The sequence below is a fragment of the Streptomyces phytophilus genome (assembly GCF_013870535.1).
Lineage (GTDB): Bacteria > Actinomycetota > Actinomycetes > Streptomycetales > Streptomycetaceae > Streptomyces > Streptomyces phytophilus.
Map to the genome: position 1 here is coordinate 24,583 of NZ_JACBXC010000005.1, position 14,629 is coordinate 39,211.

19 protein-coding genes are annotated in these 14,629 nt (G+C 70.4%); 18 read left to right on the plus strand and 1 reads right to left on the minus strand.

Going from position 1 to position 14,629, the window contains the following annotated elements; all coding sequences use genetic code 11:
* Positions 1–13: 13 nt before the first annotated feature.
* The 7 genes from H5J30_RS00965 (at position 14) to H5J30_RS00995 (ending at position 4,854) form a co-directional block, all read left to right on the plus strand.
* A complete protein-coding gene (locus H5J30_RS00965; RefSeq protein ID WP_181785214.1) occupies positions 14–328 on the plus strand; it encodes a hypothetical protein in 315 nt (104 codons plus the stop codon).
* Positions 325–1,557: a putative T7SS-secreted protein gene (locus H5J30_RS00970; RefSeq protein ID WP_181785215.1), complete on the plus strand. Its 1,233-nt coding sequence runs from the start codon at positions 325–327 to the stop codon at positions 1,555–1,557. The genes H5J30_RS00965 and H5J30_RS00970 overlap by 4 nt, the downstream gene beginning before the upstream one ends.
* Positions 1,558–1,583: 26 nt before the next feature.
* Entirely contained in the window at positions 1,584–2,183 is a 600-nt protein-coding gene (locus tag H5J30_RS00975; protein WP_220188404.1) for a hypothetical protein, read from the plus strand.
* Positions 2,184–2,194: 11 nt separating this feature from the next.
* Complete coding sequence (locus tag H5J30_RS00980; RefSeq protein WP_181785217.1) at positions 2,195–2,812, plus strand: hypothetical protein; 618 nt, start codon at positions 2,195–2,197, stop codon at positions 2,810–2,812.
* 221 nt (positions 2,813–3,033) lie between these two features.
* Positions 3,034–3,828 carry a GNAT family N-acetyltransferase gene (locus H5J30_RS00985; RefSeq protein WP_181785218.1) on the plus strand — a complete coding sequence of 265 codons (795 nt, stop codon included), beginning with the start codon at positions 3,034–3,036 and terminating at the stop codon, positions 3,826–3,828.
* On the plus strand, positions 3,825–4,049 hold the full coding sequence (gene infA, locus H5J30_RS00990; protein ID WP_018834859.1) for a translation initiation factor IF-1: 225 nt from the start codon (positions 3,825–3,827) through the stop codon (positions 4,047–4,049). The genes H5J30_RS00985 and infA overlap by 4 nt, the downstream gene beginning before the upstream one ends.
* Before the next feature lie 82 nt (positions 4,050–4,131).
* Positions 4,132–4,854 (plus strand): endonuclease V, encoded by a 723-nt coding sequence (locus H5J30_RS00995; RefSeq protein ID WP_181785227.1) that lies wholly within the window; start codon positions 4,132–4,134, stop codon positions 4,852–4,854.
* Between the two features lie 48 nt (positions 4,855–4,902).
* On the opposite strand, the gene H5J30_RS01000 is transcribed toward H5J30_RS00995, so the two are convergent.
* The gene (locus H5J30_RS01000; RefSeq protein WP_181785219.1) at positions 4,903–5,841 is read right to left on the minus strand and encodes a GlxA family transcriptional regulator; all 939 of its coding nucleotides are present in this window, start codon (positions 5,839–5,841) and stop codon (positions 4,903–4,905) included.
* Between the two features lie 71 nt (positions 5,842–5,912).
* Here H5J30_RS01000 and H5J30_RS01005 point away from each other — a divergent pair, with 71 nt between their 5' ends.
* The 11 genes from H5J30_RS01005 to rpsC all read left to right on the plus strand — a co-directional run.
* Positions 5,913–6,803, plus strand: a complete 891-nt coding sequence (locus H5J30_RS01005; protein ID WP_220188405.1) for a Rossmann-fold NAD(P)-binding domain-containing protein — start codon at positions 5,913–5,915, stop codon at positions 6,801–6,803.
* Between the two features lie 382 nt (positions 6,804–7,185).
* Positions 7,186–8,055 (plus strand): LLM class flavin-dependent oxidoreductase, encoded by an 870-nt coding sequence (locus H5J30_RS01010; protein WP_181785220.1) that lies wholly within the window; start codon positions 7,186–7,188, stop codon positions 8,053–8,055.
* A 1,320-nt stretch (positions 8,056–9,375) separates the two neighbouring features.
* Positions 9,376–9,963, plus strand: a complete 588-nt coding sequence (locus H5J30_RS01015) for a hypothetical protein (protein WP_258562995.1) — start codon at positions 9,376–9,378, stop codon at positions 9,961–9,963.
* Positions 9,964–10,361: 398 nt separating this feature from the next.
* Entirely contained in the window at positions 10,362–10,670 is a 309-nt protein-coding gene (rpsJ, locus tag H5J30_RS01020) for a 30S ribosomal protein S10 (RefSeq protein WP_003948644.1), read from the plus strand.
* 14 nt (positions 10,671–10,684) lie between these two features.
* Entirely contained in the window at positions 10,685–11,329 is a 645-nt protein-coding gene (rplC, locus tag H5J30_RS01025; protein ID WP_181785222.1) for a 50S ribosomal protein L3, read from the plus strand.
* A 4-nt stretch (positions 11,330–11,333) separates the two neighbouring features.
* The gene (gene rplD, locus H5J30_RS01030; protein WP_037740084.1) at positions 11,334–12,026 is read left to right on the plus strand and encodes a 50S ribosomal protein L4; all 693 of its coding nucleotides are present in this window, start codon (positions 11,334–11,336) and stop codon (positions 12,024–12,026) included.
* Positions 12,026–12,394, plus strand: coding sequence for a 50S ribosomal protein L23 (gene rplW, locus H5J30_RS01035; protein ID WP_181785223.1), 369 nt, complete (start codon positions 12,026–12,028; stop codon positions 12,392–12,394). The genes rplD and rplW overlap by 1 nt, the downstream gene beginning before the upstream one ends.
* A 43-nt stretch (positions 12,395–12,437) precedes the next feature.
* A complete protein-coding gene (rplB, locus tag H5J30_RS01040; protein WP_181785224.1) occupies positions 12,438–13,274 on the plus strand; it encodes a 50S ribosomal protein L2 in 837 nt (278 codons plus the stop codon).
* Positions 13,275–13,291: 17 nt separating this feature from the next.
* Entirely contained in the window at positions 13,292–13,573 is a 282-nt protein-coding gene (gene rpsS, locus H5J30_RS01045) for a 30S ribosomal protein S19 (RefSeq protein WP_018834844.1), read from the plus strand.
* Between the two features lie 43 nt (positions 13,574–13,616).
* Positions 13,617–13,964: a 50S ribosomal protein L22 gene (gene rplV, locus H5J30_RS01050; RefSeq protein WP_181785225.1), complete on the plus strand. Its 348-nt coding sequence runs from the start codon at positions 13,617–13,619 to the stop codon at positions 13,962–13,964.
* Positions 13,964–14,629: 30S ribosomal protein S3 (gene rpsC, locus H5J30_RS01055; RefSeq protein WP_181785226.1), on the plus strand; the 666-nt coding region annotated here is incomplete at its 3' end. The genes rplV and rpsC, both read left to right, overlap by 1 nt.

A 14,629-nucleotide genomic window follows, 5' to 3' on the forward strand; every position in this document is an offset into this window, starting at 1 on the left:
TCAGGAGGGGTACGTGAGCGATCTGTACGTGGACATGGAGACTCTCGACCGGGTCCGGCGCAACATCGAGCGCATATCGGAGTTGATGAAGCGGCCGGGGCGGGAGATGGAGGACGTCGACGGCTGGTCGATGGGTGTGGATGCGCTGGCTCGTCGAATGGATGACTTCGGGGACGAGTGGTCGTACGGCATCGGGCAGATCGAAAAGTTCTCGGACGCCGCGTCGGAAGCCCTGTTGAAGGTCAAGCAGGAGTTTCAGCGGGTGGACGGTGAGCTTGCCGACGCGCTCCCGCGAACGCGCTCCCAGGCCCGCGGGGGGCGCAAGTGAGTGAGTTACGGCCGGCCGACTTCTCCTCCCTCGGGTTCATGCCCTGCCCGGGTGATGTGGAAGGCGCTGAGGACGTCGCGAAAGTGGTGCGGCGGACGGCACGGGCGCTTTCGGAGATCTGCCACGTGTTGCACGGGACCGGCCCCGGCGACTGGAAAGGCAAGGCGGCGGAGGCTTTCCGGGAGAAGTTCGATGACGACTTCCGGCCCAAGATGGACGAGGCCCGTGACTCCTTCGGCATGGCCGCCACCGCCCTGGAGGGCTGGGCTGAGTACATGCGCGTCGAGCAGGCTACGGCACGTCAGTTGGAGCGGGAGGCCGAGGACGCCGAGCGCGAACTGAGCAAGGCGCTACGCAGGCTGGCCGCGGCCACCGATGACGAGCCCCCTGCCGAGGGCTCCCCGGACCGATACCGGAAAGCCAGCACGGCAGGGGCCAAGCCCGATCGGGCCGACGAGGAGGGACAGCGCCGAGAGGCGCAGGGTGCGGTCGACGACGCGTCCGTGCAGCTGGAAGACGTGCGGCGCCGCGCCCGCTCCCTCGCCGACGACTACCGGGCCGAGGGCCAGATGGTCGCGAACCGCCTCCGCGGCGCAATGGAGATCGCCCCTGACGAACCGGGGCTGTTCGACAAGATCGCCGACACGATCAGCGATCTGTCCGGCTCGTTCGGCGAGTACCTGGAGACGGTGACAGAGGGCATCGCGAAGCTCGCCGACGACGTCATCCAGTGGGTGGAGGACCACGCCGCCAACATCGCTGCGATCGGAGATGTGTTCGCGGCCGTCAGCGCTGTTCTCGGGGCTGTCTCCATGGCGTTCTACGCCGCGGCATGGGTGACTCGGGTTCCGCACCTCGCACTGGTCGGTGGTGCCATTGGCCAAGCTGCGGCCGGCACGGCGACGATTGCTTTCGCTGCGCACAGCGTGGCTCGGATAGCCGGTGCCGACGTTTCGGACCGCACGCTTGCGCAGGATGCCGTAGGCGCTGTCCCGTTTGGGGCGAACGTGAGGTTCATTGGGAATACCGGACAAGCCATCGCGAGGAGTTCGCATGCCTCAGGTGCGTCCAATCTGGGATTGGCCGACTCCTGGCTCGGGCTGTACACGAACCCGCAGGTCTTTGAGAACTTCGTGCCGAAGGGTAACCGACAGAAAGCAGAGATGTTCCTGCCCGGGGGAGCCGGCGCGATGCTTGTCGGCTTCGAGAATGCATGGAAGTCGGCCTGAAGGTCGTGAAAGGGGATCACGGGGTCGTGGATGACGAGGAGATCATCAGCCACTTCGACGGTCGCGCGACCTTCGACATTACGATCTCTAACAGTCGGGCCTGGGACGTACCGAAGATCATCGATATGGCCTACGAGTTCGGCTATACGTTCAGGTTCGTCTACTACGGTCCGGGAATCCAGCGGCTTGTGTTCGAGCGTGACGACGGGGAGCACGGACGTTCCAGGGCTTGGTGGTCCGTCAACCACTACCGTCAGCATGGGGTTTGGGGGCGCCCGCAACCGCGGGTCCCACTCCCTGTACACATGGGCCCCCGTATCGACCCGTTGGAAGCGGCCAAGGCGCGTTACGCCCTGGGCATGCTTCGGAACAAGGCATGGGGTCTGCGCGTGTCAGCAATTCTCGCTGCACTGATCGCGATCGCCGTCTGGAATCTTCGCGCCAGGGCAGAGGTTATCATCCCGATCTTGCTCGTCGGGGTCCCATTCGTCCTCGTCGGAGCACTCACGCCATGGTTGCCCAGTAAGCGTCTCAGACGGCATCAGCAGACGGTGGAGACATTCGAGCTGCAGCAGGCGGTTGAGCGGGGATTCATCCCGCCCCCGTCGCCTCATAACGGAGATTGAGGGCGTACCCCATGGCATTGGTGACCTTCGAGGTTCCTGCGGGCTATGGCCAGATTCCTGTCGGGTTGACTCTGGCCCAGGCCCGCGAGTTCGTGACCGGCCCTGCTGCTGCGATAGGAGTTGCGGGCGACGCAGCGGAGAACCAAACGGTTCAGCTGCAGCAGTGGTCTGCTGCGTTGCAAGCCCTCGGTGCCATGTACGCGGGGGCGTACTGGCCGGGGGAGGGGGACCAGTCGCGGTTCGGCGTTCTGCTCGTGGCTGCTCAGCCTCTCGCCTACGGTGACGCTCATCTCGCCTCGCGAGGATTCCCGCATGCTCTGCGCGGCCCCGAGGACGATGCGATAGCCGCCAAGCCGTTCGACTTACCCTGCGGGCCGGCGTCCGTCTTCGCACGGCAGATCGGCCTGTCGGCGGAGGGGGAGCGGTCCGCCGCTGAGGGCGGTGCTGTGGTGCCGGCCGGTGAACTCCAAGCGTTCGTACCGGTGCCCCGGGAGTTGTCGGCCGGCCGTGAGGAGATGGTCGTGGTCGCTGTCCAGACGCCGGATCTGGACCACTGGGACATGTACGCGCGGCACCTCGTGCTCCTGTTGAAGAGCATCCAGTTCGACGAGGAGCCCAGGAGCGACTGACGGACGTGGGCACCCAGCTCCTGCGGTAGAGCGCGGAAAGCGGTTTGAGCGGGGTGGTGTTGGGGGCTACCGTCGTGGTGGACCGTGGAGTCGGCTTGTGGAGGTGAGACCCGTGAACGCAGTTATCCGTGGGTGCTCCCTCGATCCGTCACGGTCCGGCGGCTGACGTTCGGTGTCGCCGGGAGCGCCTGAGATCGAGGCACTCCTGGAGGGAGACGCCGATGGATGCGAAGCCTTTCCTCTCCGGCCTGAGCGGCAGCGCGGTGACGATCACGCGTGTCGCGGACAGGCAATGGCAGGCACTGGATGACGACCTGGTCGTCGGCAGCGGGTACGCGGAGTACCGGGCCGACGGCCGTTTGTTCGTCGGTATCGACGCCTGGCACGCGGACACCTTCGACCGCATCGCCGGGGCGATGCTGCCGGAACTGCCCGCGCCGCTGTACACGGTGGTTGATGAAGCCGACGCCGCGATGACGGACGCCTGGCGGCGGGCCGGGTTCACGGTCGGGCGGCGCGAGTGGGAGTACGTCATGCCCACCGATCCGCAGGATACCGGGCTCGACGGCGTACTGCCGCCCGCCGGCGTGACGGTCCTTCCCGCCGGTGAGGCGGACGAGGGCCTGCTGCGGGCGGTGGACCGTACGATCCGGGACGAGGTCGAGGCGGCCGCCGGGTGGTGGCAGTCGATGCCCGCGGAGGTGATCATCCGCCCCGCGGGCGACACAGTCGTCGACCCGGCGAAGTACGCGGTGGCCGCCGCGCCGGGCCGCTACCTCGGCCTGATCCGCGTGGTGACCGTGAACCGGTCCCGCGTCGGGCTCGTCGCGGTACGGGCCGGCGAGCAGCGCCGCGGCATCGCGCGGGCGCTGCTGGCGCACGCCCTGGGGGCGCTGCACCGCTCCGGGACCACCGCGGCCTGGACCGAGGTCCACGAGTCCAACCGGGCGGCCACGGCGCTCTTCGAGGGCGTCGGCGCCCGGCCCGTGAGCAGCAACCTGGAGCTGGTCCGATGACGAAGGACAAGAACGTCATCGAGGCCGAGGGCCGGGTCGTGGAGTGCCTGCGCAGCGCCATGTTCACCGTGGAACTGGAGAACGGCCACCGGGTGCTCGCGCACATCAGCGGGAAGATGCGCAAGCACTACATCAGGATCAACCTGGAGGACCGGGTGCTGGTGGAGCTGCCGCCGTACGACCTGGCGCGCGGCCGGATCGTGTTCCGGTACCGCAACTAGCGGGGTCGCAGGCCCCGGTCGCGGCGCTGCCGCGGCCGGGGCCCGGCTACGGTGCGGGGGAGTGGCACGGAAGGGGTACGGGGTGGAGCTGGCCGGGGAGCTTCGCCGGCCGCGGACCGTCGAGGACGCGGTGGCGGAGCAGCAGCGGTTGCGGGGGCTCGTACGGGCCGAGTCCGTGGGCGACGCGGCGCGGTGGCGCACGGCGGCCGGGGTCGACGTGGCGTACGACGACGAGGCGGGGGTGTGTGCCGCTGCGGTCGCCGTGCTGGATGCGGCGACTCTGGACGTGGTCGACTCGGTGACCGCCGTGTCGCGCATCGAGTTCCCGTACGTCTCGGGCCTGTTGGCCTTCCGGGAGATCCCCGCCGTCGTGGCGGCGCTGCGCGAGCTGGCCGCCGCGCCCGACGTGTTCGTGTGCGACGGCTACGGCATCGCCCACCCCCGCCGCGTCGGCCTGGCGAGCCACCTGGGGGTGCTGACGGGGATTCCGTCGTTCGGCGTGGCGAAGAACCCGCTGTACTTCCGGTGCGACGAGCCGGGGCCCGAGCGGGGCGCGTCGACGCCGCTGCTGGACGGGACGGAGGCGGTGGGGCGCGCTCTTCGTACGCAGACGGGCGTGAAGCCGGTGTACGTGTCCGCCGGCCATCTGGTCGGGGTGGACGACGCGTGTGCGGTCACGCTGCGACTGGCCCGGCGGTACCGCCTGCCCGAGACCACGCGGGCCGCGGACACGCTGTGCCGCCGGGCGCTGGCGCAAGCGGCAACAGCCCAGCCGCCGTCCGGCGGCGCGGCTTCGTCCGCGTAGCCGCGGTGTGCGGTCCGGTCCGTCGCGAGCGGCGTGCCGGGCGCGGCCTCAGCGTGCGCCTGTGCGCGACCGGTCGAAGTGCGCGCGGTACGCCGTGGGGGTGAGGCCGACGTGGGCCGCCATGTGCTTGCGCAGCGAATCCGCGCTGCCCAGGCCGCTCTTCTCGGCCACCCGGTCCACCGGATGCCCGGTGGTCTCCAGCAGCTCCCTGGCCCGGTGGACGCGCCGTTGCAGCAGCCACTGCAGCGGGCTCAGCCCCGTCTCGGCGCGGAAGCGGCGGGTCAGGGTCCGTACGCTCGTACCGGCGTGGCGGGCCAGGTCCGTGAGCGTGAGCGGGAGGTCGAGGCGTTCGAGGGCCCACGCGCGCGTGGGCGCGAGGGACGTGCCGCGCTCGGGCGGCAGCGGGGTCTCGATGAACTGCGACTGGCCGCCGGGCCGTACGGGAGGGACGACCGCGAGCCGCGCGACGGTGTTCGCGACCGACGCCCCGTAGTCGACTCCGACCAGGTGCAGACAGAGATCGATCGCGGCCGCGGCACCGGCGGAGGTGTAGATGCCGCCGTCCTCGACGAAGAGGAGGTCGGGCTGCACGTCGACGGCCGGGAAGCGGCTCGCGAGGTCGTCGGCCATCCCCCAGTGGGTCGTCGCGCGGCGCCCGTCGAGCAGGCCGGCCTGCGCCAGGACGAACGCGCCGGTGCACAGGGACGCGATCCGCGCGCCGCCGGCGGCGGCCTTCCGCAGCGCCTCCAGAACCTCCGCGGGCGCCTCCCCGCCCCCGCTGCCGACGGCGATCACCGTGTCGGCGCCCGCCAGCGCCTCCAGGCCGTACGGGACGACGATGTCGGGCCCGCCGACGGTCCCCATCGGCCCGGGGCGTGCCGCGCACACCCGCACCTCGTACTGCGGAACGCTGTGGAACACCATCAGCGGGATCGAGACGTCGAAGCTCAGCACGGGCGGCACGGCGACTGCGGCGATGCGGTGCATGGCCTGATCCTCCGGACACTTGGCATTCCGGCCAGTATCGTACGGGGCCGCGCGGCGGCACCGTCGTCCGTATGACAACTCATGTGATCGTGGGGCGCGGAGCGACCGCCTCGAAGACCGCGCTGCTGCTGGCCGCTGACGGCGAGCGGGTACGGATGGTCAGCCGCACCGGCGGCGGCCCGGACCACCCGCTCGTCGAGCGGATCGCCGCGGACGCGACCGACACCGACCGGCTCACCGGGCTGGCGGAGGACGCGGACACGCTGTTCACCACCGCGGCCCCGGCGTACCACCGCTGGCCGCAGGATTTCCCGGCCCTGTCGGCGTCGCTGCTGAGCGCGGTGCGGCGGACGGGTGCCGCGTACGTCATGCTCGGCAACCTCTACGCGTACGGGCCGGTGGGCGGCCCGCTCACCCCGGACCTCCCGCTGGTCGCAACGGGCCCCAAGGGCCGCGCCAGGGCCCGGGTCTGGGAGGAGGCGGCGGCATCGGGGGTGCGGGTCACCGAGGTACGGGCCGCGCAGTTCTACGGCGCGGGGGCGTTCTCGGTGTTCAGCCTCATGGTGCAGGGGCAGGTGCTGGGCGGCAGGCCGGCCCTGGTGCCGCAACCGCTCGACGTGCCGCACAGCTACTCGGCGATCGGCGACACCGCCCGCACACTGATCGCGGCGAGCCGCACGGAGGAGGCGTACGGGCGCGCCTGGCACGCACCGACGTCGACGCTGCCCGTACGGGAACTGGCCACGCGACTCGCCACCCTCGCCGGCGCCCCGGAACCGCGGATGGCGGAGATGACCGAGCGGGAGATATCGCTGCTCGCGCTCACGGAGCCCTTCTGGGCGGAAATGCACGAGGTGCTGGTGAAGCCCGGCCACCCGTTCGTCGTCGATTACTCGGAGACGGAGAAGGCCCTCGGGGTGGCGGCAACGGCGGTGGACGACGTGCTGGGGGAGGTGGTGTAGCGGTACGGACCGGGGGCCCGAGGCATCCGTGTGCCGCGGGCCCCGTTCTACGATGGCGCCGGAGCCGACGGCGACGCGGTCCTGCACGTGTGAGGAGGCGCAAGCGAAATGGCAGACCCGCTGGCCGCCATCGCAAGGGCCCTTACCGCGGTGGACGAGGAGATCGCCTGCCACGAGCGCGGGAGTGGGAACGTCGGCGACGTTCGCCAACTCGGCCGGTTCAGGAGCGGCCTTGAACGCATGCGTGCGGCAGTGGCCTCTGAAAACCTTCCTCCGGTGGCGGAGAGGCGGACCGGAACGGGGCAGGTGATTGCGGACTATTGGCCGTACGGCAGCCGCCTCGGTGATTGCCTCCGTACAGTGTGCTGCGCATCCTGCGGGGATGCGCTTCTCCGTCAACATCCCGAACTTCGGCGACTTCGCCGACCCCCGCAACGTCGCCACCGTCGCGGCCGCCGCCGAACAGGCCGGCTGGGACGGGCTCTTCGTCTGGGACCACGTCCTGCACCGACACCACCTGGGCCGCCCCTTCGGCGACCCCTGGATGCTGCTGACCGCCGCCGCGCTGGCGACCTCCCGGCTCCGGCTGGGCCCCCTGCTCACCCCCGTCCCCCGCTACCTCCCGCAGCAACTCGCCCGCCAGGTCGCCACCCTCGACCAGCTCAGCGGCGGCCGCGTGATCTTCGGCGCGGGTCTGGGGGGTCCCATCGAGGACGAGTACCGCAGCTTCGGCGACACCGCCGCGCCGCGCGTGCTCGGCGAGCGGCTGGACGAGGGCCTGGACCTGCTCCAGCGCTTCTGGTCCGGCGAGCCGGTGACCCACAGCGGTCAGCACTACGAGGCCCAGGACGTGACCCTCCTCCCCGCCACCGTCCAGCAGCCCCGCCCGCCGGTGTGGATCGGCGGCTTCTGGCCCCGCCGCCCTCCCATGCGGCGGGCGGCACGGTGGGACGGGGCGGTGCCGTTGTTCGAGTCGGCCCGCCACGGATACGTACCTGAACTGGCGGAGGTACGGGATCTCTTCGCGTACGTACGCGAACGGCGCGCGGCGGCCGGGGCGGAGGGGCCCTTCGAGTACGTACTCGGCGGGGCTACACCTCCGGACGCGGCGAAGGCGAGGGACATCGTGGGCCCGCTGCGCGACGAGGGCGCCACGTGGTGGGACGAGCGGCAGCTCCAGACCGGGCCCGACTTGGACAGTTTGTCGGCGGTGCTGCGCCGGGTGGAGGCGGGTCCGCCGGGGGTGGAGTAGGGGGTTGGGGGCGGGGACGCTGGGGTCTGGTGGGGAGCGTGCTGAGGATGCCGGGGGTCTGGGCGGGGCTGCGCCGAGGATGCCGGGGTCTGGCCCGCCGTCGGCCGCGCTGTCCGGTCCCGCCCGCTGTCCGGTCCCGCTGTCCGGCCCCGGTCGGGACCCGTTTTCCGTGACCCCGCGGTGTCTCACCCGCACACCCGCCCCAGGGTAGGCCGCCCCTCCGACAACGCCGTGCCGGCTGTGGTGGGGCCGGCGCGGGCAGTGCGGCGTGGTCCGGTCCGGTTCGGTTCGGGGGAGCGGCGGCGGGTGGGGGTTGGGTGTGGGGTGGGGTGGGCGGGCTCGGTATCGGGGTACGGGGACGCAGGGGCGCCCAGGCTCGTTGGGTCGTCGGTTCCGGGGGTGCCGGTTCGGGGTGGGGCGGTGTCGTAAGGGCTCCCCCCGGGCCACCCCACTCCTGAGTGTGCGGGCCGCCGTCCGGCGTCAAGGGCGCCCCCTCCGCTTCGCTCCGGGAGCGTCGCTACGCGATGGGGCTTCGCCCCACCCTTGACCCCGGACTCCGGCCCGTAAAGACCGGCAGCTACGGGTGGCCCGGGGGGAGCGGGCTCCCTCAACCGAATCTACGGATGCCGTGCCCTGCGGACGGGGGCCGGGCCAGCGGAGCCGGGCCCGCCCCGATCGCGGATGAGCACCGTGCCGGGGGAGGGCGCCGTGCCGTGAACCGGGTGCGCGCACGGGCTGTGGGCCTGTGGGTTGTGAGCGGCGGTGGGCGGGGGCGCTTGGTGGGTGTGCCTGAGTGGGCGAAAGTCTGGCTGCGTGGGTGATTTGGGCTGGTTTTGGGGGTGGGTTACCGCGAGTTCGTGCCCATTGCGTTCGCTCGGGGGCCGGGAGACCGGAGCGACAGTTCCCGCGGTGCGGCGTTCGTGGGCGTCGAGTGGGCCTGTGGCGGCGCCCGGGTTCCCGGCCCGGGTCCGATCCGACCCGCCGCGGCACCCGCGTACGCGGCAAAGCCGTCGTCGCCGGGCTTCCGCTCCCCGGGCCGGTGACTACCGACCGGGCTCCGGTGGATACTGAGCGTGGGTCCGATCGAGGGGGAACGACATGGCGCGTGCGGAGATCCCGGGGAATCCCGAGCGGGAGCGGCGGTCCCTGGCAATGCCCCGGCAAACGCCTCGCGAACTGCCCCGGCCGTCCCCGCGCGCGTTATCCGCCCGCGACGGCGTCCCCCTCCCCGCCCGTCGCGGCGAGGAGGTCGCCGCCCGGATCCATCCGCCCGGTGAGCTTCCCCTCGAAGAGATCGCCGGCCGTGAGGAGTGCTGGGCCATGCTCGGCCCCGATGTCCGGGCCCGGCTCCAGGCCCAGGCCGGCGGCATCCTGGAGTGGTGGGCCCGCCTCGATCACACCGGCCGGCCCCGCGCCGTCGTCCTCGGGCCCAACGCGCTCTGCAAGGCCGATCCCGTCAGCCGCGGCGGCAGGACCGATCACGACATCACGCGGGTGCTGCTGGAGGCGCGCGCCATGCGCCGGAAGTCCTTCGGCAGCTCCCCTACGCCCCCCGCCCCGCCCGCGGCGGCGCGCAGCGCCGCTCCGCCGCTCCCCACCGTCGACCTCGGCCTCACCCCCGAGACCCGCGACGTCCTCGGGAACTTCCCCGCCGACGTGCAGGACTTCCTCCAGCGGCCCTTCCTGTACGGGGACTCCCGCGGCGTCGTCGCCGACTGGGACTACCAGGAGGCCGTCGAGTTCAGCCACCGGGAGCTCTCCGTGCTCTTCGTCCTGTCCGCCGACCGCAACGTGACCTTCGCCTCGGGTGTACGCACCCTGTCGCGCGGAGGCTCCCCGCAGGACGCGCACTGGGAGGTCGAGTGCTACCACGCGCCCCTACGGGGACGGGGGCCGGCCGGGCGCTGAGGCGGTGTGGTATTTGCGCCGATTGGCGCGAGCCGAGGGCCGTATGGCACACTATCCGGGTTGCTCGGCTGAGCGTCGATGCTGCGCGCCTCCCGCCGGGAGGACCGGAAGCGAGTCCCACGTATTCGTCGCCCCTCATCAGGGGCGGAAGTACGGGAATCTTCCGGGAAGCGTCAGCGGGGTGCAGGCCAGGGCACTCGGTGGGATCCTCCCCCCTCTTCCTGCAAGGAAAACTCCTGCGGACCGCGGGTCGCCGTGGATGTCCGTAGGAGACATGCTTTCGCGGGGAGAAATGCGGGGAGGGTTGCGACACGCCCGACCGCGTGGGTCGGGGAACGGGTACGCAGCACAGACCACCGGGCGCCGGAGCGCTACGAGAACAGGACAGCTGAGAAGCCATGGCGGGACAGAAGATCCGCATCCGGCTCAAGGCCTACGACCACGAGGTCATCGACTCCTCGGCGAAGAAGATCGTCGAGACGGTGACGCGCACTGGTGCGTCGGTCGCGGGCCCGGTGCCGCTGCCCACTGAGAAGAACGTGTACTGCGTCATCAAGTCGCCGCACAAGTACAAGGACTCCCGCGAGCACTTCGAGATGCGCACCCACAAGCGTCTGATCGACATCCTCGACCCGACCCCCAAGACCGTTGACTCGCTGATGCGCCTGGACCTTCCGGCCGGCGTCGACATCGAGATCAAGCTCTGAGAGGTCGCTGAGAGATGGCTAAGCAGATCAAGGGTGTCCTGGGCGAGAAGCTCGGCATGACCCAGGTCTGGGACGAGAACAACCGTGTCGTCCCCGTGACCGTGGTCAAGGCCGGCCCCTGTGTCGTCACCCAGGTACACACCGCAGACTCCGACGGCTACGACGCCGTCCAGATCGCCTTCGGCGAGATCGACCCGCGCAAGGTGAACAAGCCCCTCAAGGGCCACTTCGCCAAGGCCGACGTCACTCCCCGCCGCCACCTGGTGGAGATCCGCACCGCGGATGCCTCCGAGTACACCCTCGGCCAGGAGGTGACCGCCGAGACCTTCGAGGCCGGCGTGAGGGTCGACGTGACCGGCAAGAGCAAGGGCAAGGGCTTCGCCGGTGTCATGAAGCGCCATGGCTTCGCCGGCGGCAAGGCCAGCCACGGCGCCCACCGCGTGCACCGCAAGCCGGGCTCCATCGGTGGCTGCGCCACCCCGGGCCGCGTGTTCAAGGGCATGCGGATGGCCGGCCGGATGGGCAACCAGCGGGTCACCACCCAGAACCTGACCGTCCACGCCGTTGACGCGGAGAAGGGACTGCTGCTCATCAAGGGCGCCGTCCCCGGTCCGAACGGCGGCCTCGTCCTGGTCCGTAGCGCGGCCAAGGGGGCCTGAGGTAATGAGCACCGTTGACATCCTTTCGCCGGCGGGCGAGAAGGCCGGGACCGTCGAACTCCCCGCGGAGATCTTCGACGCGCAGGTCAGCATTCCGCTGATCCACCAGGTCGTCACCGCCCAGCTGGCCGCTGCCCGTCAGGGCACGCACAAAGTGAAGACCCGCGGCGAGGTCCGCGGCGGCGGCAAGAAGCCGTACCGCCAGAAGGGCACCGGCCGCGCCCGCCAGGGCTCGATCCGCGCCCCGCAGTTCGCGGGCGGCGGCGTCGTGCACGGCCCCGTGCCGCGCGACTACTCGCAGCGGACCCCGAAGAAGATGAAGGCCGCCGCGCTGCGCGGTGCCCTCTCGGACCGGGCGCGCCTCGGCCGGATCCACGTCGTCACCGGCGTGGTGGACGGCGAGGTCTCGACGAAGGCCGCCAAGACCCTCCTCGGCAAGGTCAGCGAGCGCAAGAACGTGCTGCTGGTCATCGAGCGGGACGACGACCTGTCGATGCTGTCGACCCGGAACCTGCCCGACGTGCACATCCTGGACGCCGGTCAGCTCAACACGTACGACGTGCTCGTCTCCGACGACGTGGTCTTCACGCAGGCCGCCTTCGAGCGGTTCGTGGCCGGCCCCGTCAAGGGCGGCGGCAAGAGCCAGTCTCCTGTCGACGAGGTCGAGCTCCAGAAGGCTGAAGGGAGCGACGCCTGATGGTCGACATGGACAAGACCGAGACCGAGGCCGCGGACGAGACGGCGACCGGGTTCACCGTCACCAGCAAGACCTACGACGACCCGCGCGACGTGCTGCTCAAGCCCGTCGTCTCGGAGAAGAGCTACGCGCTGCTCGACGAGAACAAGTACACGTTCATCGTCGACCCGCGGGCGAACAAGACGCAGATCCGGCAGGCCGTCGAGAAGGTCTTCCAGGTCAAGGTCATCGGGGTCAACACGATCAACCGCCAGGGCAAGCGCAAGCGCACCCGCACCGGCTACGGCAAGCGCGCCGACACCAAGCGCGCCATCGTGACCGTGGCCGAGGGCGAGCGCATCGACATCTTCGGCGGCCCGGTCTCCTGAGGGAGACCGACAGGGCTGTCCGTCACGGACGAGGACTGAAGAAATGGGTATCCGCAAGTACAAGCCGACGACTCCTGGCCGTCGTGGCGCCAGCGTCGCCGACTTCGTCGAGGTAACGCGGTCCACGCCGGAGAAGTCGCTGGTCCGCCCGCTGCACAGCAAGGGCGGCCGAAACAATTCCGGTCAAGTGACCGCCCGCCACCAGGGCGGTGGCCACAAGCGCGCCTTCCGCGTGATCGACTTCCGTCGGCACGACAAGGACGGCGTCCCCGCCAAGGTCGCGCACATCGAGTACGACCCGAACCGCACCGCTCGTATCGCGCTGCTGCACTACGCGGACGGCGAGAAGCGCTACATCCTCGCGCCGGCCGGCCTGAAGCAGGGCGACCGGGTCGAGAACGGCGCCGGCGCGGACATCAAGCCGGGCAACGCGATGCCGCTGCGCAACATCCCGGTCGGTACCGTCATCCACGCCATCGAGCTGAAGCCCGGCGGCGGCGCCAAGTTCGCGCGCTCCGCCGGTGCGCACGTGCAGCTGCTGGCGAAGGAGGGCCGCATGGCCCACCTGCGGATGCCGTCCGGTGAGATCCGGCTGGTCGACATCCGCTGCCGGGCCACCGTCGGCGAGGTCGGCAACGCCGAGCAGTCGAACATCAACTGGGGCAAGGCCGGCCGCATGCGCTGGAAGGGCGTGCGCCCGACCGTCCGCGGTGTCGTGATGAACCCGATCGACCACCCGCACGGCGGTGGCGAGGGCAGGACCTCCGGTGGTCGCCACCCGGTCTCGCCCTGGGGCCAGAAGGAAGGCCGTACGCGCTCGCCGAAGAAGGCGAGCAGCAAGTACATCGTCCGCCGCCGCAAGACGAACAAGAAGCGCTAGGAGCGGGTGGAGTAGAGATGCCGCGCAGTCTGAAGAAGGGGCCCTTCGTCGACGACCACCTCATCAAGAAGGTGGACACGCAGAACGAAGCAGGCACCAAGAACGTCATCAAGACCTGGTCCCGCCGCTCGATGATCATCCCGGCCATGCTGGGGCACACGATCGCGGTGCACGACGGCAAGAAGCACGTCCCGGTGTTCGTCACCGAGTCGATGGTCGGGCACAAGCTCGGCGAGTTCGCGCCTACCCGCACCTTCAAGGGCCACGTCAAGGACGACCGCAAGTCGCGTCGTCGCTGACGTGCGGAGTGCGAAGACCATGACTTACACCGAAGGGACAACCATGGAAGCCAGGGCCTCCGCGCGCTATGTGCGCGTCACGCCCATGAAGGCCCGCCGTGTGGTGGACCTCATCCGTGGCATGAATGCCACGGAGGCTCAGGCGGTCCTGCGTTTCGCCCCGCAGGCCGCGAGCTTGCCCGTCGGCAAGGTGCTGGACAGCGCCATCGCCAACGCGGCGCACAACTACGACCACACCGACGTCGGCAGCCTCTTCGTCAAGGAGGCGTACGTCGACGAGGGCCCGACCTGGAAGCGGTTCCGGCCCCGCGCGCAGGGCCGGGCGTACCGGATCCGCAAGCGCACCAGCCACATCACGCTGGTCGTCGGCAGTAAGGAAGGGACCCGGTAATGGGCCAGAAGGTAAACCCGCACGGGTTCCGGCTCGGCATCACCACCGACTTCAAGTCGCGCTGGTATGCGGACAAGCTGTACAAGGACTACATCAAGGAAGACGTCGCCATCCGCCGGATGATGACGAAGGGCATGGAGCGCGCCGGCATCTCCAAGGTGGAGATCGAGCGCACCCGTGACCGCGTTCGCGTCGACATCCACACCGCCCGGCCGGGCATCGTCATCGGCCGCCGCGGCGCGGAGGCCGACCGCATCCGCGGCGAGCTGGAGAAGCTCACCGGCAAGCAGGTGCAGCTGAACATCCTTGAGGTCAAGAACCCCGAGACCGACGCGCAGCTCGTGGCCCAGGCCGTCGCCGAGCAGCTCTCCTCGCGTGTCTCCTTCCGCCGGGCCATGCGCAAGAGCATGCAGTCCTCGATGAAGGCGGGCGCGAAGGGCATCAAGATCCAGTGCGGCGGGCGGCTCGGCGGCGCCGAGATGTCCCGCTCGGAGTTCTACCGCGAGGGCCGGGTGCCCCTGCACACCCTGCGCGCCAACGTCGACTACGGCTTCTTCGAGGCCCGTACGACCTTCGGCCGCATCGGTGTGAAGGTCTGGATCTACAAGGGCGACGTGAAGAACATCGCCGAGGTCCGCGCCGAGAACGCCGCGGCCCGCGCCGGC

What these genes read in the sequence shown, in the direction of transcription:
- H5J30_RS00980 (WP_181785217.1), top strand. Translation starts at nt 2,195, where the DNA reads ATGGCATTGGTGACCTTCGAGGTTCCTGCGGGCTATGGCCAGATTCCT.
- H5J30_RS00985 (WP_181785218.1), top strand. Translation starts at nt 3,034, where the DNA reads ATGGATGCGAAGCCTTTCCTCTCCGGCCTGAGCGGCAGCGCGGTGACG.
- infA (WP_018834859.1), top strand. Translation starts at nt 3,825, where the DNA reads ATGACGAAGGACAAGAACGTCATCGAGGCCGAGGGCCGGGTCGTGGAG.
- H5J30_RS01000 (WP_181785219.1), bottom strand. Translation starts at nt 5,841, where the DNA reads ATGCACCGCATCGCCGCAGTCGCCGTGCCGCCCGTGCTGAGCTTCGAC.
- H5J30_RS01005 (WP_220188405.1), top strand. Translation starts at nt 5,913, where the DNA reads ATGACAACTCATGTGATCGTGGGGCGCGGAGCGACCGCCTCGAAGACC.
- H5J30_RS01010 (WP_181785220.1), top strand. Translation starts at nt 7,186, where the DNA reads ATGCGCTTCTCCGTCAACATCCCGAACTTCGGCGACTTCGCCGACCCC.
- H5J30_RS01015 (WP_258562995.1), top strand. Translation starts at nt 9,376, where the DNA reads ATGCTCGGCCCCGATGTCCGGGCCCGGCTCCAGGCCCAGGCCGGCGGC.
- rpsJ (WP_003948644.1), top strand. Translation starts at nt 10,362, where the DNA reads ATGGCGGGACAGAAGATCCGCATCCGGCTCAAGGCCTACGACCACGAG.
- rplC (WP_181785222.1), top strand. Translation starts at nt 10,685, where the DNA reads ATGGCTAAGCAGATCAAGGGTGTCCTGGGCGAGAAGCTCGGCATGACC.
- rplD (WP_037740084.1), top strand. Translation starts at nt 11,334, where the DNA reads ATGAGCACCGTTGACATCCTTTCGCCGGCGGGCGAGAAGGCCGGGACC.
- rplW (WP_181785223.1), top strand. Translation starts at nt 12,026, where the DNA reads ATGGTCGACATGGACAAGACCGAGACCGAGGCCGCGGACGAGACGGCG.
- rplB (WP_181785224.1), top strand. Translation starts at nt 12,438, where the DNA reads ATGGGTATCCGCAAGTACAAGCCGACGACTCCTGGCCGTCGTGGCGCC.
- rpsS (WP_018834844.1), top strand. Translation starts at nt 13,292, where the DNA reads ATGCCGCGCAGTCTGAAGAAGGGGCCCTTCGTCGACGACCACCTCATC.
- rplV (WP_181785225.1), top strand. Translation starts at nt 13,617, where the DNA reads ATGGAAGCCAGGGCCTCCGCGCGCTATGTGCGCGTCACGCCCATGAAG.